The 22959-nt window shown below is 35.6% G+C and carries 27 protein-coding genes and 1 pseudogene; 21 read left to right on the top strand and 7 right to left on the bottom strand.

Translation table 11 applies throughout. The features are described 5' to 3' along the window. Window positions 1-245: 245 nt before the first annotated feature. From BXY58_RS10220 to BXY58_RS10205, 4 genes and pseudogenes are all read right to left on the bottom strand, one after another. The gene (locus BXY58_RS10220) at window positions 246-977 is read right to left on the bottom strand and encodes a helix-turn-helix domain-containing protein (protein WP_229728428.1); all 732 of its coding nucleotides are present in this window, start codon (window positions 975-977) and stop codon (window positions 246-248) included. A gap of 39 nt (window positions 978-1016) precedes the next feature. Next, window positions 1017-1769 (bottom strand): annotated as a pseudogene (locus BXY58_RS10215) (integrase core domain-containing protein); the annotation flags it as partial. 496 nt (window positions 1770-2265) lie between these two features. After that, window positions 2266-2592 carry a hypothetical protein gene (locus BXY58_RS10210; RefSeq protein WP_185140469.1) on the bottom strand — a complete coding sequence of 109 codons (327 nt, stop codon included), beginning with the start codon at window positions 2590-2592 and terminating at the stop codon, window positions 2266-2268. A 24-nt stretch (window positions 2593-2616) separates the two neighbouring features. Then, window positions 2617-2883, bottom strand: coding sequence for a helix-turn-helix domain-containing protein (locus BXY58_RS10205; protein WP_120213754.1), 267 nt, complete (start codon window positions 2881-2883; stop codon window positions 2617-2619). 374 nt (window positions 2884-3257) lie between these two features. Between BXY58_RS10205 and BXY58_RS10200 the strand changes: the two genes are divergently transcribed. From BXY58_RS10200 to BXY58_RS10175, 6 genes are all read left to right on the top strand, one after another. Then, window positions 3258-3665 (top strand): Crp/Fnr family transcriptional regulator, encoded by a 408-nt coding sequence (locus tag BXY58_RS10200; RefSeq protein ID WP_120213753.1) that lies wholly within the window; start codon window positions 3258-3260, stop codon window positions 3663-3665. Window positions 3666-3686: 21 nt separating this feature from the next. Then, window positions 3687-3854, top strand: coding sequence for a helix-turn-helix domain-containing protein (locus BXY58_RS17220; protein ID WP_120213752.1), 168 nt, complete (start codon window positions 3687-3689; stop codon window positions 3852-3854). 184 nt (window positions 3855-4038) lie between these two features. Beyond that, window positions 4039-4386 (top strand): nuclear transport factor 2 family protein, encoded by a 348-nt coding sequence (locus tag BXY58_RS10190; protein ID WP_120213751.1) that lies wholly within the window; start codon window positions 4039-4041, stop codon window positions 4384-4386. Window positions 4387-4786: 400 nt separating this feature from the next. Continuing rightward, window positions 4787-4993 (top strand): hypothetical protein, encoded by a 207-nt coding sequence (locus tag BXY58_RS10185; protein WP_147366832.1) that lies wholly within the window; start codon window positions 4787-4789, stop codon window positions 4991-4993. Further along, window positions 4951-5094, top strand: coding sequence for a helix-turn-helix domain-containing protein (locus tag BXY58_RS17215; RefSeq protein ID WP_120213810.1), 144 nt, complete (start codon window positions 4951-4953; stop codon window positions 5092-5094). The genes BXY58_RS10185 and BXY58_RS17215 overlap by 43 nt, the downstream gene beginning before the upstream one ends. A gap of 236 nt (window positions 5095-5330) precedes the next feature. After that, window positions 5331-6038, top strand: coding sequence for a hypothetical protein (locus BXY58_RS10175; protein ID WP_120213749.1), 708 nt, complete (start codon window positions 5331-5333; stop codon window positions 6036-6038). Between the two features lie 300 nt (window positions 6039-6338). Here the strand turns inward: BXY58_RS10175 and BXY58_RS10170 are convergent, their stop codons facing one another. After that, complete coding sequence (locus tag BXY58_RS10170; RefSeq protein ID WP_120213748.1) at window positions 6339-6902, bottom strand: Crp/Fnr family transcriptional regulator; 564 nt, start codon at window positions 6900-6902, stop codon at window positions 6339-6341. A gap of 77 nt (window positions 6903-6979) precedes the next feature. On the opposite strand from BXY58_RS10170, the gene BXY58_RS10165 reads away from it, so the two are divergent. The 5 genes from BXY58_RS10165 (at window position 6980) to BXY58_RS10145 (ending at window position 10413) form a co-directional block, all read left to right on the top strand. Further along, window positions 6980-7669 (top strand): HAD family hydrolase, encoded by a 690-nt coding sequence (locus BXY58_RS10165; protein ID WP_120213809.1) that lies wholly within the window; start codon window positions 6980-6982, stop codon window positions 7667-7669. A 154-nt stretch (window positions 7670-7823) separates the two neighbouring features. Further along, window positions 7824-8291 carry a YbaK/EbsC family protein gene (locus BXY58_RS10160; RefSeq protein ID WP_120213747.1) on the top strand — a complete coding sequence of 156 codons (468 nt, stop codon included), beginning with the start codon at window positions 7824-7826 and terminating at the stop codon, window positions 8289-8291. 118 nt (window positions 8292-8409) lie between these two features. Further along, complete coding sequence (catB, locus tag BXY58_RS10155) at window positions 8410-9054, top strand: type B chloramphenicol O-acetyltransferase (RefSeq protein ID WP_120213746.1); 645 nt, start codon at window positions 8410-8412, stop codon at window positions 9052-9054. Between the two features lie 48 nt (window positions 9055-9102). Then, on the top strand, window positions 9103-9744 hold the full coding sequence (locus BXY58_RS10150) for an alanine--tRNA ligase-related protein (protein ID WP_120213745.1): 642 nt from the start codon (window positions 9103-9105) through the stop codon (window positions 9742-9744). A 45-nt stretch (window positions 9745-9789) separates the two neighbouring features. Beyond that, entirely contained in the window at window positions 9790-10413 is a 624-nt protein-coding gene (locus BXY58_RS10145) for a histidine phosphatase family protein (RefSeq protein ID WP_120213744.1), read from the top strand. A 14-nt stretch (window positions 10414-10427) separates the two neighbouring features. Here BXY58_RS10145 and BXY58_RS10140 read toward each other — a convergent pair whose 3' ends face one another. After that, window positions 10428-10862, bottom strand: coding sequence for an Lrp/AsnC family transcriptional regulator (locus BXY58_RS10140; RefSeq protein WP_120213743.1), 435 nt, complete (start codon window positions 10860-10862; stop codon window positions 10428-10430). 110 nt (window positions 10863-10972) lie between these two features. On the opposite strand from BXY58_RS10140, the gene BXY58_RS10135 reads away from it, so the two are divergent. The 4 genes from BXY58_RS10135 (at window position 10973) to BXY58_RS10120 (ending at window position 13286) form a co-directional block, all read left to right on the top strand. Further along, window positions 10973-11425 carry a carboxymuconolactone decarboxylase family protein gene (locus BXY58_RS10135; protein WP_120213742.1) on the top strand — a complete coding sequence of 151 codons (453 nt, stop codon included), beginning with the start codon at window positions 10973-10975 and terminating at the stop codon, window positions 11423-11425. Further along, window positions 11425-11859, top strand: coding sequence for a GNAT family N-acetyltransferase (locus BXY58_RS10130; RefSeq protein WP_120213741.1), 435 nt, complete (start codon window positions 11425-11427; stop codon window positions 11857-11859). The genes BXY58_RS10135 and BXY58_RS10130 overlap by 1 nt, the downstream gene beginning before the upstream one ends. A 174-nt stretch (window positions 11860-12033) precedes the next feature. Next, complete coding sequence (locus BXY58_RS10125; protein WP_120213740.1) at window positions 12034-12870, top strand: sigma-70 family RNA polymerase sigma factor; 837 nt, start codon at window positions 12034-12036, stop codon at window positions 12868-12870. Between the two features lie 71 nt (window positions 12871-12941). Next, window positions 12942-13286: a YciI family protein gene (locus tag BXY58_RS10120; RefSeq protein WP_120213739.1), complete on the top strand. Its 345-nt coding sequence runs from the start codon at window positions 12942-12944 to the stop codon at window positions 13284-13286. Between the two features lie 196 nt (window positions 13287-13482). Here BXY58_RS10120 and BXY58_RS10115 read toward each other — a convergent pair whose 3' ends face one another. After that, a complete protein-coding gene (locus tag BXY58_RS10115) occupies window positions 13483-14007 on the bottom strand; it encodes a LytR/AlgR family response regulator transcription factor (protein WP_120213738.1) in 525 nt (174 codons plus the stop codon). Window positions 14008-14283: 276 nt separating this feature from the next. On the opposite strand from BXY58_RS10115, the gene BXY58_RS10110 reads away from it, so the two are divergent. The 6 genes from BXY58_RS10110 to BXY58_RS10085 all read left to right on the top strand — a co-directional run bounded on the left by BXY58_RS10110 (window position 14284) and on the right by BXY58_RS10085 (window position 22702). Then, on the top strand, window positions 14284-15072 hold the full coding sequence (locus tag BXY58_RS10110) for a hypothetical protein (protein WP_120213737.1): 789 nt from the start codon (window positions 14284-14286) through the stop codon (window positions 15070-15072). 50 nt (window positions 15073-15122) lie between these two features. After that, window positions 15123-16880: a serine hydrolase domain-containing protein gene (locus tag BXY58_RS10105; RefSeq protein WP_120213736.1), complete on the top strand. Its 1758-nt coding sequence runs from the start codon at window positions 15123-15125 to the stop codon at window positions 16878-16880. A 98-nt stretch (window positions 16881-16978) separates the two neighbouring features. Continuing rightward, window positions 16979-18055, top strand: a complete 1077-nt coding sequence (locus BXY58_RS10100) for a PDDEXK nuclease domain-containing protein (protein WP_120213735.1) — start codon at window positions 16979-16981, stop codon at window positions 18053-18055. Window positions 18056-18588: 533 nt separating this feature from the next. Continuing rightward, window positions 18589-19593 carry an SDR family oxidoreductase gene (locus BXY58_RS10095; RefSeq protein ID WP_120213734.1) on the top strand — a complete coding sequence of 335 codons (1005 nt, stop codon included), beginning with the start codon at window positions 18589-18591 and terminating at the stop codon, window positions 19591-19593. Between the two features lie 392 nt (window positions 19594-19985). After that, a complete protein-coding gene (locus tag BXY58_RS10090) occupies window positions 19986-21050 on the top strand; it encodes a serine hydrolase domain-containing protein (RefSeq protein WP_120213733.1) in 1065 nt (354 codons plus the stop codon). 17 nt (window positions 21051-21067) lie between these two features. Further along, window positions 21068-22702, top strand: coding sequence for a M1 family metallopeptidase (locus BXY58_RS10085; protein WP_120213732.1), 1635 nt, complete (start codon window positions 21068-21070; stop codon window positions 22700-22702). The last annotated feature ends 257 nt before the right edge of the window (window positions 22703-22959 follow it).

Genomic DNA, 22959 nt, shown 5'->3' with positions numbered 1-22959 from the left:
TAGAAAAGAATAGAAAGACTAATAAGAAAGAAGCTTTGCACATAAATAAAATACCAATTCTCAAATATAATCAATAATTCACGAACTGCTACTTAGAGCATATTCCCAAGCATTTTTATGATCATAAATTTCTATATAAAATAATACCATAGTATCACCAGCAAATACACTAACAAGCTTATAAAAATAATCTGTCAAACAATTAGAGCGAGTACCAAAGTTATAGTTTCTTATAAGAACCGATATCATTCAAACGAGTTACGAAATTCCACAGGCGACAGACCCGTCCTTACCCTAAACATCTTGCTTAAAGACTGCGGGTGTTCAAAGCCTAATTCATAAGCAATCTCGGCCACCGTCAGGTCGGTATTGGTTAATCGCTCTTTCGCTTTTTCGATGATCTTGTTTCGTATATACTGCTGTGCATTCTGACCAATGAGTGATCGTAGCAGATCGCTCAGGTATCCGGCTGAGATTTTAAGCTGATCCGCAATATATTGTACTGTCGGCAGACCGTGCTGCAATGACAGCTGATTATTAAGATAATCATCAAGGATACTTTCAGTTCTTTGTAGTATATCATTACTAACCACTTTTCTTGTTATAAACTGCCTTTTATAAAACCTGTTGACATAGCGCAGCAATAATTCCAATTGGGCAATTACCACTTCCTGACTGAACTCATCGACACGGCTGTTCAATTCCTGCTCCATAATTCCATAAACTGACTGGATGATCGCCCTTTCACTTTCTGATAGATGGAGCGCCTCATTGGAAGCATAAGAAAAGTAGCCGTATTGCTTTATTTTTCGTGCGATAGGATGACCCAGCAGGAAATCAGGATGAATCAGTAAAATATAGCAATAGGTCTCGCTGTTATAATCTGTGCTTCCTACCAGCTGGTCAGGTGCCAGGAACAACATACTGCCTTCATCATAGTCATAATAGTTCCTGCCATATTTGAGTGTAATAGCCACGACTTTATCTGACAGTTAGGGTTAAAAAATAATTGTCAGTTATTCAATACTGTCCTTACTTCCAAAAGTAAGGATTTTTTGTTCCTCTGCAAGAGTTTCCAATAATTTCTCTTTTGCCATAGGCTTACTGTCCAAAAACGTCTGCATCGGTGTTTTACCGTAACAATGTTTTCCTGTATGCGTTCTTTCATTGTTGTAATATGACAGCCAGCTGTTCAGGTCTAATTGCAGTTCCTCAATGCTTCTGTAAATTTTCTTTCTGAAAGCTATGGCATAAAATTCTTCCTGAATCGTTCTGTGAAAGCGTTCACAGATGCCATTGGTCTGGGGACTTTTAGCCTTGCTCTTTGTGTGATCGATATCTTCAATGGCCAAATAGAGCTGGTATTCATGCTGCTCTCTTATTCCACAGTACTCAGTTCCCCGGTCTGTCAAAATTCTGAGTAAACGAAGTTCATGCTGCTCAAAGAAAGGAACCACCTGATCATTAAGCATATCGGCAGCAATAAGGGCATTTTTACGGTCATACAGCTTTGCAAATACTACTTTAGAATATGTGTCAATAAAAGTTTGCTGATAAATAGGTCCGACTCCTTTGATATTGCCTACATAATAAGTGTCCTGAGCTCCTAAATATCCAGGATGATGAGTTTCAATTTCTCCATGAGCTTTTTTCTCCTCCTTAGCCTTCTCTAATGCTGAAAGCTGAGATTCGGTAAGAACTATACCATCTTGAGCTGATTTTGCTTCCAGAGCTTTTAATCTTAGTTTAAATGTATGTAGTGAGGATTTTGTACCCATTTCTCATCGCTTTATGGATAAGATTTTCGCTGTAACATCTCTGTGAATGGCCTCAAATAGGACATTGGCAAAAAAGTGGTAAAATCCTAATTTAAATTTTACGTAGTAAAAGTAAAAATTTTTGCTGAAATCTGCAAGTAAAAAAAGATCAAAAATTGAACAGGTTATGTTAATGTTCAATCTCTACAAATAATTAAAATCGAATTAAAATTAAATTTTGTGAAAACTATGAACTTCAAAAAATACGCTACACTATTTAAGTTTGTACACAATTCAAATAAGTCTATAAAGAGATATAAATTATTATAATTTTATTACAACTTTTATCTGTTGAATTTATATATGAGAACAGTTTTAGGCTAATTACATTAATCGAATCTTAAAATAGAACTCAGCATTGATTTAACTTAAGGTTTTATTTGAGAAATCCCAATCACTGTTTGGGATTTTCTATTTAAGAAAAGCTAATAAATTAATTTTTTATTTTTTATTTTTTATTTCTTTTTCCGGTAGCCTTCAACTCCCTGCCAAAATCCAACATCACCACCTTACTTCCCTGAAACGGATTATAGGACGGCTGATAATCAATATAGCCCGAAGAGTGAAGATTCTTCAGGCATTTATGATAGGTGGCTTTTGAACGGATTTTACTGATACGCATCACTTCATCGCGGGAAATATTGACCGGATTACGGAAACGGCTGAAATTCCAGAACTGGAATAAGGCTAAATAGAGGCTAATGTGTGATGGATTAAGCGTATTATCCTGAGCCACCTTTTCATAGAAAGCTGTAAGATGTTTAATATAATTCATAAATTACAGTGGTGTTTTGGATTATCATTGTTTATCCTTCTTCTTCAGCATTTCTTCGATGTCTTCGTAGTTGTAATATAGCGTTCCGCCAACACGTGTATAATTTAATTTGCCCTCGTTTCGTAAATTTTGCAATGTTCCAGACGAGATATTTAGAAGTTCTTTAACCTCTGAAGATCTTAGCCACAATTTTTGCTCAGAAATCTTAATATTAAACAAATTTTTAATGTCTTTTAGCAGATCGTCTTTAAATTCCTGAAGATCTTCTTTAGTGATGATGTTTACTATCATGGTATTGCTGTAGTTTATTTGATAAAATTTTCCTGTAAAATTGAAAAATTAATATTCCAAAATCAATAGTCTATAGAATCGGAAAAATAAATACGATTAATTACTAATATTTTAGATAACATACACACTGTTAAATACTAAAAGAAATAATTTAAGAAAGATTATAGTTAATTTTCTTAGTAGGTATTCAAAAAGTGACAAGTTTGAGATTTCTTTACTCTGTACACTAAAACGTGATAGAAGTGTTGGTACTTTCATCGTATCCTAGCACGATGTGCTATTGAGTGATAATTAATAATTATTGTCTTAATACCTATTTAAGCTATTGACCTAGATCATAAATTCGTAATGCTTTGTAACAATAACTTTAGGAAATGGTAATAAACGAAAGCGTTCTTATGCAAAATGGTGGCGAGATAGTTGAATATCAGTCCAATGAATCTATTTTTCTTCAAGATACCCATGCAAAGCATTACTTACAGGTTAAAAGCGGAACGACAAAGATGGTCTCTTACAATCTTGACGGCAAAGAATTTCTATATGGCTTACCCTATGATGGTCACTGCATTGTAGAATCTTATCTATTCAGTGGCAAGAAGTATCCTTTTAATGCTAGTGCAGTTTCGAGGTGTGAGATAATAAAGCTTGAAAAGTCAAAATTTATTGATCTTATGGAAATGACTCCGAAACTCCTGCTGGATTTGTTTGCATATACTTCCGAAAGAATACATTACAAGAATATAATGCTTGGATGCCTAGGCATTATAAGTTCTGTGGAATGATTGACAATTCTACTGGATTACATGAAAGAATTTTATATGCTTGGAAATGATAAACCTTTTATAGTTCCATATACTCGACAACAACTTGCATGTCTAACGGGGATGACTGTAGAAACGGTCATTAGAACGGTTAAAAAAATGGAATCAGACGAACTCCTTATCATATTTAAGGGGAAAATTATGTACTAATCAGCCATTACACCTTTGCTCGCTAAGCATTGTTTGATATTGTCAATGTACCTAATGCTCAAATTTCTTCCGAAGGCGAGAAGAGGTAAAAATTGAGTTTTTTTTGATTTAGTCAAATAATTTATATTTGTTTAGAACATGCAATGCGAATACAGTGTCAGAAATGATCAATTAAATAATAGAAATGAGAAATACAACAATCCTGCATGAAGCCAATGAATTTGTGAAAAATGGCGACTATGAAAAATTTTTAGCTTATTGTACCTCAGATACAAAATGGGTGTTTGTTGGCGACCGTATCCTTAATGGGAAAGAAGAAGTGCGGACTTATATGAAAGAATTCTATTTGGAGCCACCGGTGTTCAATGTCGAAAAGGCAATTGAAGAAGGTGATTTTGTAATGGTGACAGGGGAAATCCGATTAAAATCTGCGGAAGGAAAGTATGAACACTTTGATTATTGTGATATCTGGCGATTTGAGAATGGCAAAATTGCAGAGTTGAAAGCATTTGTTATTCAGAAGGAGCCTTAACCTACAGTTTTGACTCGGTACAATAAAAGAATGTAGCGACTACTTTTGCTTTTAAAAATGAATAATAAATACTGACATATATAAAATCAGTATTATTATTGAAATTATAAACTATGATTATTTCAAATGATATTCTTTTGTCAAAAGGAGCAGAAATTGTCTGTTTTAACACCGACGAAAAGATATTTGAAGAGGGATCTATTGCCTTAAATTATTACCAAATCCTTGCGGGACTGTGAAACTAAACAACTGTTTTGATGTTGGTAAAGAGTTTATTCATGGTTTCCCTTTCCAGGGGCATTGCTTTGGATAAAGATAGATGTTTTGCGAAAATTCATATGCTGTCAATACAATTGCTACTAATAATTGTAAAATTTACAAACTTTCAAAAAGTAAGTTTATGAATTTAATGAGAGAAAACCCGGATCTGCATTTTGCTATTAATGAGTATAGCGTGGAAAGACTGCACTTCAGATTCATCATTTCGTCAGTCCTGGCAATTTCTGATCCTACTGTCAAAACTCTGAAACTTCTGGAGCATTTAAAAGGTATTTTAAATCATCTATCAACTTTGATTTTGAGATTCCTTACACCAGAAAACAACTAGCTGCATTAATAGGTTTAAGGGTCGAAACTATAATCCGAGCAATTAAGAGTTTGGAGAGTCAAAATAAACTCTTAATAGTTGGAGGAAAAATATATGTATAGCAAACATAAATCAGAAAATATCAAAAAGGATAAAATTTCTTCTCCATAAGCCTTATTTTGCTAGTATGATAATGGCAAACCAGAAAATAGTTGAATGTATAAAGAACAACTGCTTTACTCCTTTGGATTACACAGTACATTTGCAACCGAACACAATCTTGACGGAAAACTGTTCGTTTTATTTAAAGGAGATCACTCTTATCAAATAAGATAGAATTTAAACAAACTACATCGTAATGGCAAAAGAAATTTGGAATCCAAAAGGTCGGGAAGCATTAAGAAAAGAGAGATTGCTTGCGAGAAAAGTTTTAAAAGCTATTGACAAAGTTGATTTTAAACCTGAAACTTCAGCAAAGTGGACCAATATCACAAAGCATTGGAACGGTGCACTTCGAGTACAGATTCAACATCAGGATATGGTAGGGGTTAGCCCGAAAATGTTGAAATGGTGGTTTGAGAATTTAGGACAGAAGACCACATGGAATGGTATTGATTTTAGTGGAGAGGAAGTCAGTTTTTACCATTTGTGGCATCACAGGGACCATATCTCTGTTACTCCATTAACCCAGCCTCAAAATGGGATCAATAGAGGATTTGCTGTCGGAGCATACAGTAAAATTCATGAGCAGTTCAATGATTATAACGAAGTGATTAATAATACGATGCTGACAACGGTCCTTGACGAAACAGAATTTTCTTTTTTAATTAAAGTCGGAAGTCTGACCGTAGGTAGGATCAATCACTATTATGAACCAACAGAAACCGGATCAACATTTTATGCGGAAACATATCTTGGTGTAGATATTCCAATTATAGGATGGTTTATCAATTGGATAATACTACCCATGTTTTTCTCCAAAACAACTGCGATGCACTGGATCAGACATAATATAGAAGAGACCGGGCAAACTGATAAGATATTACTTATTATACAATTTTTATAATGGATAGTTGTTATCATCTTCTAAATTCTATGTAGTGTTAAACAAGCAATAAAGATGACGATATAATTGTAGGCAACTATACTTTAGTGTACCAAATCAAAAAAATAAAATTCTACATGCCAAAATTCAATATAAATTGTTTATATCTCGTCTTAAACGTGATGTTTCAGATAAAAGTTATAGCTGGTACATTTAAGTAAATTATCACCTAAAGAAAATATGCTTTACATGGTATGTTAATTAGGTTTTCTAACTCCAAAATACTAGAATCCAAATAACCAATACTAATGCATTCATTTATTAGACATGTTTTTTCAATATCCTGTTAAGACTTCTCACGGTAACCCCAAGATAGGAGGCCATATCTTCTTTTGAAATATAAATTTCCTGTTTGGATTGAAGGTCTAAAAGCTTAGTCAGACTGTGTTCAATAGTGTAGACCTGCTGATAGGAAGCTCTGCTTGACGTATCGATAATACGTTTGGCAAATACATCCAGCAACAGTTTGTTCAGTTGAAGACTGTTATTAATAAGCTGTGAAAAATAAGCGGTACTGATGGCATAAACCGTGACGTCTGTTACCGCTTCAATGCTGCATAAGCATGCGATCTGCCGGATAAGCTCAATTTCACCGATGATCTCGCCAGTGCCTAAAAATTCGACGATATATTCCTTATCGTTATGTTCCGTAAAAAAACATTTGGTAATGCCATCTCTGATGACCATTATCTTTGTTGCGTTTTCATTTTGAGAAAACAACCTCTGTCCTTTGGCATATTGCCTTATCATAATATTTTCCTTACGTACCTGCTGTTCGTAAAGTTCCTGGACATAGGTCAAAAAAGATTGGTTGGTTCGTAACATATCGGTCGGGACAAATGTCCTTTTTTCAGGTTATTGCTTTTCTGAATTTTGCTTTTTCAAAATACAAAAATAAAGAAATGAAAAACAAGATTAAAACGATCGCTTTTGATGCAGATGATACATTGTGGATCAATGAACCCTATTTTCAGGAAGCTGAGAAACAATTCTGCAGATTACTGGAAGACTATTTGCCTCAACATTCCGTGTCGCAGGAACTGTTTAAAACTGAAATGAAAAACCTGCACCTTTACGGCTATGGTGTGAAAGGATTTATTCTGTGCATGATCGAGACTGCAAGCAGAATTTCCAACGCTACGATTCCGGTGAAATTAATTGATGAAATCGTCTCTATAGGACATGAATTATTGCAGAAACCCATCGAATTGCTATCCGGCGTATCTGAAACTCTGGATAAGCTGAAAGGCAATTACAGGTTAATCGTAGCTACTAAAGGTGATCTGCTGGATCAGGAACGAAAACTGAAAAACTCGGGACTAGAAGGTTATTTTCATCATATCGAAATCATGAGTGATAAAAAAGTAGGCGATTACCAGAAATTATTAAAACATCTCGACTGCAAACCGGAAAATTTTCTGATGCTGGGGAATTCCATTAAATCCGACATATTGCCTGTTATGGAGTTGGGTGGCTATGCAGCACATATTCCTTACCACGTCACCTGGGCTCACGAGCGGCATGAACCTGTTTTGAAGCACGAAAATTTTATGGAGTTGAAAAGTATTGCCGATATTCTAAGTTATTTATAGAAAATGGGAATTTATAAGACAAATTAAGAAATATCATGGCAGGTTCGGCTGGTTTTCAAAAATCGTTTTTTTATTTTTGTTTAATCAGCATACTTAGCAATCTGGAACAATGCTTTATTTAACAAAAAGGAAAAATTAAAATTCGATCAAAGCAATGAGCATAGAAACTGCAAAAGAGCATTTAAGTAAATGGAAGAAAGATAACGATATCATAATCCTTGATCAGTCAAGTGCAACCGTCGAACTTGCTGCTAAAGCATTGGGAGTGATAGGCAGCGAAATTGCAAAGTCGGTCAGCTTTTATGATAAAAGCGGCGGTGTTATCCTGATCGTTACTTCCGGCACAGCCAGAATAGACGGCAGGAAGTTTAAAGATGAGTTTGGGCTAAAGGCAAAAATGCTTTCCTCCGAAGATGTAGAGCCATTGGTAGGGCATCCTGTCGGCGGCGTTTGTCCTTTTGGCGTAAAGCAGGGAGTCAATGTTTATCTTGACGATTCTCTAAAGCATTTTGAATGGGTCTATCCTGCTTGCGGCAGTGGCAATTCTGCTATAAAACTTTCAATTGCAGAGCTGGAACAGAGTTCTGAATATGTAAGATGGGTCAACGTTACCAAAGAATGATAAATTTAACTGGCCAAACCATTGGAAATGGAATATAGCATTGACTTATGGAAGCGGTCCGGCAGGATGGATTTTTTGTTTTTGTAAATTTGCATAACTACAATAAAGCGATCTCATCATGGAAAATGTCTTCGAGAGTCCTTTCAAGGGAAAAATCATCAAGGATCATATTAAAAACCCGAATATCATCGCAGGTAAATATTCTTACTATTCGGGATACTACCACGGTCATTCCTTTGATGATTGTGCAAGATATCTGATTCCCGACCGGGACGATGTGGACAAGCTCATTATAGGCTCCTTTTGTTCGATAGGCAGCGGTGCCAGTTTTATCATGGCCGGAAACCAGGGACACCGGCACGATTGGATCTCAACATTCCCGTTTTTCTATATGTCAGAAGAAGATTTTAGAAATGCTGCTGACGGATTTCAAAGAACGGGAGATACCGTCATCGGAAATGATGTGTGGATCGGAGGTGAGGCCATGATCATGCCTGGTATAACGGTCGGAGATGGGGCCGTTATCGGCAGCAGGGCCTTAGTAACCAAAGATGTTGAAGCTTATGCGATCGTCGGTGGAAATCCCGCAAAACAGATCAAGAAAAGATTTTCCGAGGAACATATTGATAAGCTCCTGGAGATGCAATGGTGGCATTGGGATGAAGAGCTTCTGAAAAAAGCAATACCTTTGCTATGTGATAGCAATATCGACGGCCTGTATGATTTTTATAAAATGCATTTTAGTGCGCGAGAGATTTTTTAATACTTGGAAACAGATGTATTTTAATCAACTTTAATAAAGAATCTAACAATGACGGCACGAAAAATATTCTGGGAAGATCCCTACCAGACTGAGCTGACAACAAGTGTAGCCGGAATATCCGGTAATGTGGTAACATTAAAGGAGACCATCGCGTATGCATTTTCCGGTGGACAACAGTCAGACGACGGGACGATCAACGGCTTTAAAATCGTTAAGGCTCAAAAATCCGACAAAGAAATCTTCTACACAATCGAAGAAAGGCATAATCTGAAACCTGGCGATATTGTAGAAGTAAAAATAGACTGGGACAAGCGTTATAAAATTATGAAGCTTCATTTTGCTGCGGAACTCGTTTTGGAACTTGTCAATCAGCACTTCGACAGCCCTCAGAAAATAGGCGCAAACATAACGTCAGAAAAATCGAGGATCGACTTTATATGGCCCAATAATATCTCCGGGATGTTTCCGGTATTGGAACAAAAATTAGAAGAGATCATTCTCGCAGATAAGGTCATCATAAGTGCGTTCAGTGACGAAGCGGAAGAAAGGCGATACTGGAAAATTGAAGGTTTTGGCCAGGTAGCCTGTGGTGGAACGCATATCAAAAAGACCGGTGAGCTTGGTTCTTTAAAATTAAAGAGGAGCGGGCAGGGAAAGAATAAAGAACGGATCGAAATTTATCTGGCCTGAAAATTTGCATATAGTTCTAATTTTGTTTTAAACGGCAATAGATCAATGCTATTAAATAAAAATATAATCACGATCCAACACCCTGAATCCATCCATCATACAAATGGTATGATCGGTTCATGGACTGACTGGGAACTGACTGAAATGGGAATCGTTCAGGCGGAAAACATCGCACGCAATATCAGGAAAGAATTTCCGGACATCAGGTTTGCAATCTATTCATCACCTCTCAAAAGAACAAGACAAACAGCCGAGATTCTTGGCAGGGAGATACACAGCATGCCCAAGCTGAGAGATGAACTAAAAGAGAGAAGCCTCGGCAAGGCTATCGGAAGGTCTGTCCAATGGCTGAGAGAGAATATTGAGAACGAAGAAAAAACAATCTACGATAAGTGCTTCAGCGATGCGGAATCCAGATTTGATGCCTGGAACAGACTCTTTCCTTTCTTCAATGAGATCATGTCAAGTGACAATGAAAATATCATCATTGTTTCGCACGGCGATACGCTGAGCATCTTTAATGTGATGTGGTTAGGCTTGGATCCGGAAATGCTCAATGATATTGACCTATCCGGAGTGAGCGGTGGTGTTTCTTTCCTATACCGAAAGTCAAGTGGCAAGAAAATCATTAAAAGGTTGAGCGATACTTCATATATGCTGCCTTTGTAGTCTTTTCTTCGGTTTTAAATTTTCTGCCGGTTTATTTCTGAAAGTTGAATGGATGTCGTTGGGATCCCATAGGGAATTAGCCTGTCTATAAGGTTTTCAAGGTGAGAACTGTCCCGTAAGATACATTCGGTAATCAGGCAATATTCGCCCGTAACTCTTTTGCAGTTCAGAACTTCCGGAAATTTCTCCAGATCTGCAGTAAATTTTCTGAAATCATCATTTTTAAATTTCATACTGATCAGTACCTTCAGATCATAACCTAACTTCTGATGGTCTATCTCCACGCTGAACTGGCGTATGATCCCATTATCTACCAAATTCATCACGCGCTCTTTGGTTGCAGATTGTGACAGCGAAATTAGTCTTCCTATTTCGGCATAACTAAGCCTTGAATTCTGGCTTAAAATCTGAAGAATCTTTTGGTCAAAATCATCTAAAGTTATTTTCATTTTAAAATTAAATATTGACAATTAAATCAATCAAAATTACGAAATAATTCCATTAATTCCGCTTCATCACGTATGATTAAATTTTGAAATTTGTGATATAAATAAAAAATATGACAAGAATAAAATTTTCGAACAATGGAAACACTCCATTTGAAAAACTCATAGGACACAACGCCGATTTTCTGAAAAAGTGGAATGATCTGGAGGACACCTTATGGAAGAAAACGTTGCTGGACCAGGATTTGTTAGAGCAGGTTCGAAGAACAATGGCTTTTGGAAATGGTTGTGAATACTGCATGGTAAAAGGCGGAAAACCTGATTTTGCCGAATCCCAGATAAAGATCTCTACAGCGGCTTCTTTTGCCGAATTATTTTGCATAGACCACCGTTCTATCTCGGATGCACATTTTGAGATGCTCCAGGAATATTTTTCGGATGAAGAAATTTCGGAATTATGTGTTTTCATTACCTTTATAAATGCGTCACAAAAGCTGGGGAAAACGCTGAACCTAACAGAGGACCTACAAGCAGAAGCAGTTGTAAAATTAAAAGATATAGAATAATGCAGATCATCGTTTTAAATAAAATCAGTCTCAACGCAAATGTCCAGCCTCAGGTTTATGAGCTATTTAAACAACTGAGTCCTGACAAAGAACAGCTTAAACTGGATGAAATTTTAATGGAGAACAACCCAGTGACATTGCTTGGATGTTTCATAGAGGATAGAATCGTGGGAATTGCTTCCATGGCCATCTATAAGGTAATATCGGGTAATAAAGGTTGGATCGAAGATGTGATCGTGGATGAGAATTATCGTGGAATGGGAATCGGGATGAGGCTCATCGAAAAACTGCTGTTAATTTCCAACGAGCAGCAGCTGAGTGAAGTATTCCTCTTTACCGAAGAGCACCGAACTCCGGCCATCAGTTTGTATGAAAGGATGGGCTTCATTAGAAAGGAAAGCAATATTTATACACTCAGAAAACATAGGAACTAAAGGTTTTTGTTAATGAGAAAAGGATATATGGTAGCAATCATATTGTCTGCTATATTTGATAGTTGGGTTCTGCTTAACTGTTCTTAATTCCTGATTTGGCAAAGATTTCTGTAGATTTACCTCAAAATCTGTCACGTTATTACCTTTCAAATTGTCTAACTCTAAAATCAAAAAATGGACGATTTAGTATCATTGAATAAAAAATTATTTCCTTACGCGTACAACATTTTGGGAAATATTGACGACAGTCAAGACGTAATTCAGGACGTTTTGATAAAATTCAATGAAAAAGATATTAGTTCAATTTCCAATCAAAATGCGTATTTGATAAAATCGGTTATCAACCAATCCATAAACTTAAAAAAGAAAAACGACAGAGAAAGGCAACAAAAAATAACATTGCCCGAGCCAATCGTTACCAATCAAGGCGAAAGTAAAATTGAGTTAGACGAAATACTTAACTATTCAATGTTCGTTTTGCTCGACACCTTGAATACCAAAGAAAGAGCTGTATTCCTGCTAAAAGAAGCGTTTGATTACGAACACGATGAAATTGCTGAAATATTAGAAATTTCCGTAGAAAATTCCCGACAACTACTCACAAGAGCCAAAAAGAAACTGAAATTACGGAAACTCGAAATCGCAACTTCTTCCACAAAAGATAGAAAATATTTAGAAAAATATTTGAACGTAATCCGTAAAGGCGATGTCAAAGCTTTGGAGCAAATGCTGTCTGACGAAGTTCAAGTTTTGGCAGATGCCGGAAATAAATTACAGGTAATTGCTGAACTGACTTCGGGAATTGAGAATACAATTAGATTGATGACCTATGTTTATGAAAATCATCAAAAAGACCTTGATATCAAAATCGAGGAAATCAATCATCAATGTGCATTACTGTTCTACAGAGATACAACGTTGATAAACTGTCAGATATTTGAGCTAACTCCGGACGGAAAGATCACAAGTATCTTTTCTGTCGTTGATCCGGATAAATTGATGAAAATTTGAAATTTTTTCTACTTTCTGTCACGTTGCCTGATCTGAAATTGTCTTGTAAAAACAATTAAATTTTATAAACAATGAAAGATTTCGTATTGATTTTCAGATTAAAAGGCATTTCCGATTTCAGATCAACACCTGAACAAATGCAGGAACGTATGAATTGGTTGGCAGGAATTGCTTCACAAAACAGATTGACGGACAAAGGTAACACGCTCTTGCCATTTGAAGGAAGTGCAAAAACCTTAAACTCCAACAAGGAAGTAACTGACGGAGTTTACACCGAGAATAAAGAATTTGTTAGTGGTTATGTTGTGGTAAAAGCCGAAACCATTGATGAAGCGGTAGAGATCGCAAAAGCTAATCCTATTTTTGACCAGTTTGTCGGAAACATTGAAATAAGGGAAGTTTTGAAAAGAGATTAGCATCTAACAAAGCCTTGTAATAGAAATTATTGCAAGGCTTTGTTTTTTATTTATGGGTACAGGAAAAACGATAGAATATAATATCCAACCAATAAAATCAAAAACGGTCAAGAATACTGATTCTATGGAATAGTAATTATAAAGATCCTTACTGATGTGGCTATCTCATATAGTAGTATCTCACAAACTGTGTAAGTTAAAAATCTACTCTGGAAATTTCTTTAATGACTTTTTCCTTACAGCTTCTGGAAATTGGGATATGGTTTTTACCAACAAATAATTGATTGCCTTCTACAGACCTTATATGCTGGATGTTGACAACAAAAGACCTGTGTACCTGTAGGAAAAGTTTTTCCGGCAGTGAATTCAGCATCTGCTTCAATGTGGTGTATATAATTTCCCGGGTGTTCAACATGTGGATGATCACATAATTTTCCATGCTTTCTATAAAAAGAAGCTCCTGCATATTGATCTTTTTCAACTGCTTTCCCGATTTCACAAAGAAATAATCTTTCTCATCAGTCCTTTTTTCCTGTTCAAAAATATGGTGTACCTTATTGACTGATTTTAAGAACCTGTCAAAGGAAACCGGCTTAATGAGATAATCGACTACATTGTATTCATAGCCTTTCAGGGCATATTGTTCATAAGCAGAGACAATGACCACTTTCGGTGGGTCTTTTATGGTGTTGAGCCAATCTATCCCTGTGACCTCCGGCATTTCAATGGAAACTGGACCTTTCCTTCATTTTTGCCCGCACTTCTAAAAATAGTTAACTGAGCAAAAAATTGACGATGGGTAATTTCGTACGTGTTAATTCACTTTTTCCCTATTCGGCTTCTTTAAATAACTATATTTGAGTTTGAAACCTTCAAAAACAAATAGTTATGAGAATAATAATGTTGATTTGAATGCTCATCGGAAGTCTCTTTCTGGCACTTTGTTAATTCTTTTTCCATTATCTGCAAGCTAATACAAATTCTATACACATCTGAAATGATAAGATCGATCAGCTTTTTGAGTCTAATACTATTACTGAACTCCTGCATTTCATCTAAAGGTATTTTTATTGAGAATCCACAAAATAATGAAAATGAAAACCCATATAATTACGATAATAAAATATATTTATCCAATAGAGAATACTTTTATACTTATCAGATAGTTAAAGGAAATGATACATTGAAGTATAAAATTGACAACGACAGTATTTTTTCGTTAATAAAGGATAATTCAAAAGATGATAAAGCAATTGATCTATTGAGTATCAAAACACTGAAAACAAAAGGTCCGATATTCCAAGACCACCCGGATTATAGCCAAACAGAAATTATTTTATCTCATTTAAATTCTGATCAAAAAGCAATAACCAGTGAACTTACCGGTGTTATAGAAAATAAGACAAATGTCTGGTTGCATCCTTTCCGAATGAATGCTTTCCAAATATTACAATTTTCGCCATTTCCATACGTAAAACCTAATGAGTCTAAAAAATACAAATGGAATTTAAAAATTGGTGAACATTGGAAAGAATTAAATGACATTACCTGGAAAGGTGAATTGATCCTGAAATGTGTTTATGAAAACACGTTAAAAGATAAAAAGATCATATTACCATTTGGTACCATAAATACAATTGAGACAAAATCGAGTTGTTCCTCAAAAATTGGAAAAACTTTTTTAACATCGTATTTCAATGAACAATTGGGATTTGTACGTTTACAATATTTACTTCCTAAAGATGAAAAAATTATAATTAGCTTGGAAAAAATTGAGAATAAATAAAGCCTTTAGCTAATGAGAGTTATTATAAAACCGCTGAAACCTGAATAAAGATGGCATTCAAAAAATTAAGTAGATCATCAATTATACTTTTTGTGTTTTTTATTTTTTCAAAGGCTGAAGCACAGATAGATAGCAGCGTCAGTATTAGGAAACTCGTGCAATCATCTGACGAATTCTTTAATAAGAATCTACAGCAAAACAAAAATATCGTTGGTATAAGTGCTGCGATCATCGTCAATGATTCAGTGATCTGGTCAAACGGATTTGGATACGCAGACAAATTTAACAACGTACCCATGACAACCAATACGATTGTCAATATGGGCTCAATAACCAAAACATTTACTTCGTTAAGCGTGATGCAGCTTCAGCAAAGAGGATCATTAAATATAAACGATCCATTAAACAGCTATCTCACTGATTTCAGACCTAAAACAAAAAATATTGACATAAAGGATATTACGGTAAGATCCGTTCTTACCCACACATCAGGTATTCAACCCGACATCTGGAAGAATTCAGATCTGAAATCTGGAAAGTACACAGACGTATTAGGTTATATCAATGATACCTATATTACCTATCCACCAGGTATGGTAGGCCTATATTCAAATGCAGGTTATAATATTTTAGGAACTTTGGTGAAAACGGTTAGCAAACAAGATTATGCGGCCTATGTCCATCAAAATATTTTTGCTCCACTTGGCATGAGCCAATCCGGATTTGCAATGGATGGCTTAAAATATCGTTCGAAGATCTATCTGGGTGGAAATGAAGTGGAAGAATATGAATTGCGGGATATTGCATCCGGCGGAATTTATACCAATATCAATGACTTTTCCAAATATGCGATCGAACTGATGAAAGCCTATAACGGGGAAAGTTCTTCGATAATAGATTCCCCAACTATTCGTGAAATGTTTTCACTGCAAAACCAGAATGTACCTATTGAAAGTAATAAGAAAGGTCTAGGCTGGTTTATGTTTAAGAATGATTCCAATTTTGCTGTTTATCACGCGGGAAGTGCCGGATTTGCACAAGCAAAACTGCTATTGATCCCCAAAAGCAAATTTGCGGTAATTGTAATGACAAATTCAGCAGAAGGTGGCGCTATCGCAGAAGAATTTTGTTTCAGTTTCCTGAAAAAGTACCAATTGAGTATCACCGACCTGTTTCCTGCTCCCATAACAGGAAAGATCCATAGTTCTTCAACTCCTATCAAATTATCCCGACACAGCCTGAAAAGGTATCTAGGTAATTATGCCCAAGAAGAAGGTTATATAAAGGTCATTTTAGAAAAAGACCGTCTTAGGCTTATTGATGGGGAAAGACAATATTTTCTCACTCCTTTATCCAGGGATGAATTTCTACCTACTGAAATATTTCCAAATGATAGCTTAGCGGAAAGGAGCAACAAAAGATTTGTATTTAAGAAAATTAACAACGAAAATTTTTTATTTCAAAGAATTGGAGATCGTGAGTACGAATCCGGACTAAAACTCAAAAACGTTGATCGCTCTGTGTGGGAGAACAAAACTGGTAAATACAGGCATTTCGGATATCAAATGCTGATTGGGGATACAAAATTCAAAGAAGCTGAAATTTATATATCGGAAGACAACGTTTTGATGATGAAGCTTACAACATTTGGTAGTGTAAGACATATACCTTTACGTATAATAACACATGATCATGCTGTTACTTGTGGCATAAATGCGGGTTTCGGAGGATTTAATGTTAGCTTCTTTGAAAAAGATGATCAAAAAGTAGTTGACTTTGCGGGTTTAACATTTAGAAAGGATAGATGAAACATCAATAGCTATCATTGTATTGGTTCACACAGAGTCGGAAAAACAACTATAGCGGTAAGTTTATTTTGTATTTTTGTAAATATATTCACAATTGTATGGAACAACGTTTTGCAGGCATAATAGATTTAATTAAGGAGTCCCGTAATAACGCAATAAAAAGCGTTAATAAGGAATTGATTAATTTATACTGGAATGTTGGGGGCTATATTAGGCAAAAATTATCAGCATCCGAATGGGGTGATAAAACCGTTGATGAATTAGCTATCTATATTAAGAATAATAATCCTGAACTTAAGGGATTTGATCGCAGAGGATTGTATAGAATGATGCAGTTTTATGAGACTTACGCTTCACAGTCAATAGTGTCCTCAGCGAGGACATATATACATGGTGTTGATAATCAATCTGATAAAATTGTGTCCTCACTGGGGACACAATTTGAAATACAAGATATAAGAAACACTATTTTAACACAACTGAGCTGGACACATCACCGCACAATCTTCTCACGTTGCAAAACTGACGAGGAACGTGAGTTTTACTTAAAGATAAGCATCAAGGAAAATTATACTGTGCGCGAACTGGAAAGGCAGATCTCAGCCGGCCTTTTCGAGCGTACAATGATTGGAAATACAACTTTATCTACAACGCTGAAAGAGATTCATTCAGACATCAATAAAACATTTAAAGATAATTACATTTTTGAATTCCTGAATTTACCTGAGCCGCACAATGAGAGCGATCTTCAAAAAGGGCTGATCAAGCAGATCAAAAAATTTATTCTTGAATTGGGTAAGGACTTTCTTTTTATTGATGAAGAATATAAGATTCAGGTTGGTAACAGTGATTTTTTTGTAGATCTATTATTTTACCATCGTGGTTTGCAATGCCTGGTCGTTTTTGAATTAAAAGCAGATAAGTTTAAGCCGGAACACTTGGGACAACTTAATTTTTATTTAGAAGCGCTAGATCGCACCGTTAAAAAAGAGAATGAAAAGCCTAGTATCGGGATTTTGCTGTGTAAGGATAAGGATAATGAAGTAGTGGAGTATGCTTTAAGCAGAAGCCTTTCGCCAACAATGGTTTCAGAGTACAAATTGCAACTACCTGATAAAGATATGCTGCAGCGTAAACTCCATGAAATTTTCGCGAATGAGAGTAGCAATCAATAACAGCTCTTGTTGATTGCAATAGAAACTTAGCCCTGCATCATTGTCTAAAAATGAAAATAGCGGGATTTCGAAAAGAATAGATTCGTAAGTCAATAGGAAAAGATATACCCTGTGAGTGAACATAGCCGCTGGTCATAGCCGCTACTCATAATTAATCACTAAATTGACGGTGCTATTAATCAATCACACTTTTTCTTATTTTCCGGTGCTCTTGGAAAAAATGGCAAAACTTAAAATTAGTAATATTACTAGTCAAGCATCCTAAAACAATTATCATTTATATCACAAATATATTTCAGGATTTACCGGCAGCATTTTGCTAGGAACAAGTTACTTCCGCTTTCCATCTAATTAAATTATATTACCACTGATTTGCTTGAACAACTTTCAGATAGGTTTTAAACTTCAATCTTAAGAGAGTCATTGAATTATGATTTGTATCATAAAACCTTTGTTGAGTAGTCCACTAATTTTACATATGGTACCCATTTTACAAATTACAGAATTCTAAAACACCAAATAAGCATATTGATATGGAAAGTAAAATAACAAGGAGAGATGCTATCGGAAAGATAGCTGCAACCGTTGCCATAGCAGCGGTTGCTCCAGGCGCTTTAGCGCAGTCACAGAACAGCAATACAGGTAAAGCGAATGCAAAGGAGCTCACTGATCCGCGTAACAAATATCCCAAACCACCCTTTAATAAACAGTCGCAACCTTTTCCGGGATTGGCAGGCAAAATGACGCCGGTGCCTGACCATGGAGAGAAAAGCTATATAGGTTCAGGAAGATTACAAGGAAGAAAAGCATTAATCACCGGTGGTGATTCAGGTATCGGCCGGGCTGCTGCCATTGCCTATGCAAGAGAAGGAGCAGATGTAGCCATTAATTACCTTCCTGATGAAGAAGAAGATGCCAAACAGGTGATCGACCTCATCAGAAAGGAAGGCCGTAAAGGAATAGCTATTCCGGGGGATATTCGTAGCGAAGCCTTCTGCAAGCAATTGGTTAGTCAGGCTGTGCAGCAACTCGGAGGGCTGGATATTCTGATCAATAATGCAGGGCATCAGAAAGCGAATGAATCTATACTTGATCTCAGTTCCAACGACTTCGACTGGACCATGAAAACAAATATCTATGCGCCTTTTTGGATCACAAAAGCAGCTTTGCCTCATATGAAGCCTGGATCTTCTATTATTGGATTGTCCTCCATTCAGGCCTATGATCCCTCTGCTGATCTTTATGATTATGCACAAACGAAGGCAGCAACGACTAACTATGTGAAATCTCTTGCCAAGCAGCTCGGTCCGAAGGGCATACGAGTTAATGGTGTTGCACCCGGACCTGTCTGGACACCTCTTCAGGTAAGCGGAGGCCAGACACAGGAAAACCTGCAAAAATTTGGCGGTGATACGCCTCTTGGAAGACCGGGACAGCCCGCAGAACTAGCTTCTATATTTGTTCAGTTAGCCGCTGATGATGCGAGTTTTGCAACAGGACAGATTTACGGAGCAGCCGGTGGTAACGGACAACCGTAATACTTAACAATAATAGGAAAATGAGAATTCTTTTTTGGAAGTAAGATCGTTTTACAGTAACTCAAAGAATAATGAGTGCGTTTTATAGCTAAAGCGCACTTATTTTGATAAAGATAGATAAGCGAACAAAAAATTGACGATGGGTAATTTCGTACCTGTCAGTGCACTTTTTCATTATTCAGTTTTCTATAAATAATTATATTTGAATTTAAAAAGTCTTTTTCCGACTCACAAATACATTTGAAAATCAATAAAAACGAAACCAAATTTTATGGAAGAAATCTAAGTAATTATATTGTCAATAAGCTTTAGAGTTTAACTAGACCTTAAGTCAAATAAAAAGAGTATTAAATAGTATTTCCTTCTTTAACACAGATTGCATTTTTAAGCAAATGAAAGTAAAACTTCAATTCATTTTGACCTTCCTGATAGCCTGTAGTTTAAATGCCCAAACTATTTCAGATAAGATTGACAGTATCAGAATTAGATACCAAATTCCCGCTTTGGAAATTGCCGTAATATCTTCTGATTCAATCTTAATGAAAGCTTTAGGAACAAATAAAGTTAATTCTAATGTAAAGGTTACTCTACAAAATAGATTTCATTTGGGTTCAAATACAAAAGCAATTACATCATTTATTGCTGCTGATCTGGTATTACAAGGAAAAATTAACTGGAATACTGATTTTTTTAATCTGTTTCCGGAATTGAAAACAAAGCAAAATCATGGTAAAGATTTAACACTACTTAATCTTCTGAACTTTAAAGCGCCACTTGCTTCGTTTTCTTATGATACGCATATCCCTGAATCTGTAGTAATCACGGGAACCAATCAGGAACAACGGTATAATATAGTAAGATATTTACTCACCCAAAAAGCGGTTGAGAAAAATAAGGATGATTTGTACTTAACAAACCTTGGCTATGTTTTAGCTGGACTTATGTTAGAAAAAGTTAGCAATAAAAATTATAATGAATTGGTCAACGATCTCAATAAAAAATTAAATATTGATTTCAGATTTGGTAGTCCAAATATCCAAGATGAACAACAGACTTACGGACATAATGAAAAATTAATTCCACTTACAGAAGAGAATATAAAATTAAGTTGGTTGCTGTCAGCGGGTAATATAAACATCACTTTACCCGATTATTCATTATATATTCAAAATTATTTAAAAGGATTAGAAGGAAATGGAAAACCATTTCAGAAAAAAACTTTTGAACAGCTTCTCTTTGAATTTCCCACTTTTTCTTTTGGTTGGTTCAACAAAATCGGAAAAAATGGAAACAATTATATAAATAATTTTGGAAATGCTAATGGTTATATGTCCTCTGTATCAATATTTAAAGAGAAAAAAATTGCTATCATTATTTTCAGCAATTTATCTTCAGAGTCAGCAAATGAAGGCATAGAACTGATCCTTGAAATGTTGGCGAAAAAATACTGTGACTAGATCGTTGTGAAATCAATATGAATGCGTTAAAATTTATTTTTATACTATTTGTCGCGAACTGGACTGCTGCACAACAGCCATCCAAAGAAGATTCTTTGATCGGTTCTATAACAGCGGAGAAAAGCTGGTGGGACTTAATGTCATATAGCATTACCATTAAACCCGATTACCATACAAAAACGATTACAGGAAATAATAAAATTAGATATAAAGTAATTTCGGAAGAACCTGCTGAACTCATGCAGATCGACCTGATAAAACCATTGGTCATTGACAGTGTTATTCAAAATGGTAAAAAGCTCAACTTCCAAAATAAAGGTAATATCTGGTATCTTTCAGGAGTCAGGAAACGTAAAAATAGGAAATACAACATAACTGTTTATTATTCGGGTAAACCTGTAGAATCTCAATCCCCACCATGGGACGGAGGTTTTGTATGGGGCAAAGATTCTTTAAACCTTCCCTGGGTTTCAGTGGCCTGTCAGTACAAAGGAGCCAGCTTATGGTATCCATGCAAAAATATGCTGTATGATGAACCAGATGAGGGCGCTTCCATTTCAGTGATTGCGTGTCCATCATTAAAGGCGATAGGTAATGGACGTTTGGTGAAACAGCAACGGACATTAGATGGCAATATGCAATATACCTGGAAAGTTGTTAATCCGATCAATCATTATGGCATATCTTTCTACATGGGTAATTACGTCAATATTAAAAGAAATTATACTGGAAGTAAAGGGAAGCTAAGCATGGATTATTGGGTTCTCGACTATAATAAACAAAAGGCTGAAGATCATTTAATACCTGAATCCATAAAGGCAATGAAGTCACTGGAACATTGGTTTGGTCCATATCCGTTCTATGAAGACGGATTTAAGATTGTAGAAGCACCTTATATAGGAATGGAGCATCAGAGTGCGATTGCATATGGTAATAATTTTACAAAAGGGACATACAAAGGAAATGATGTGTCAAAAACAGGCTGGGGTAAAAAAACAGACAGAATCGTTATTCATGAGATGTCACATGAATGGTTCGGAAATAGTATTACTGCCGGGGATATTGCAGACCGATGGATCCAAGAAGGATTTGCAGGTCTGGCTGAAGAGCTTGTACTTTCGGATCTGTTTGGAAAAAAAGCAGGGGAGGAGTTTCTTTCAGGCAGATACAGAACCATTGAAAATGATAAACCTATTATTGGCAGATACGGTATTAATGAAGATGGAAGCTCGGATGGGTATGTAAAAGGTTGGGCCGTCATTCACATGATCAAGACTGTTATCAATGATGACGAAAAATTTTTGCAAATACTACGTAGGCTTAATAAACAGTTCTATCACAAGGTTGTCACAACAAAAGAAATTGAAAATTACATTAATATTCATTCAGGAATAAACTTTAATGCTGTGTATGATCAGTATCTGAGAACCTCTCAGGTTCCAGTATTGGAATATTTTATAACAGATCATAAACTACAGTATCGATTTACAAACTGTATCAATAATTTTACAATGCCGATTAAGATCATTGGTATTGAAGACTGGATTTCTCCAACTACTTCCTGGCAATCCTATGATCTGAAAAATAATTTTATTAATCAGGTTGATATTGATCCTAATTTTTACATAAAAAGTTATAAAAGCAAAGAATAAATTGGGAAATGTATGGTACTTATTTTAACGTTAGGGGGTAACGTATCAAACTTAGTGGTGAACCAATTTGCATAATCAACTGTTGAAAATCAATTAAATAATAATAGATAATATAAAAGCGAGAGCAAGGATTACATGATCTCGTTCATTTTTTGTAGAAAGAAATAGCTTAAATTATTGAGACTCATTATTGGTGTATTAAACTTAGTGATATAAGCTTTTAAGATTGACACGGTTCAATCCGATAAAGCGCAGTT

The sequence above is a fragment of the Epilithonimonas arachidiradicis genome (assembly GCF_003610695.1).
GTDB lineage: Bacteria > Bacteroidota > Bacteroidia > Flavobacteriales > Weeksellaceae > Epilithonimonas > Epilithonimonas arachidiradicis.
This window is presented reverse-complemented; position numbering and strand designations above follow the sequence as displayed.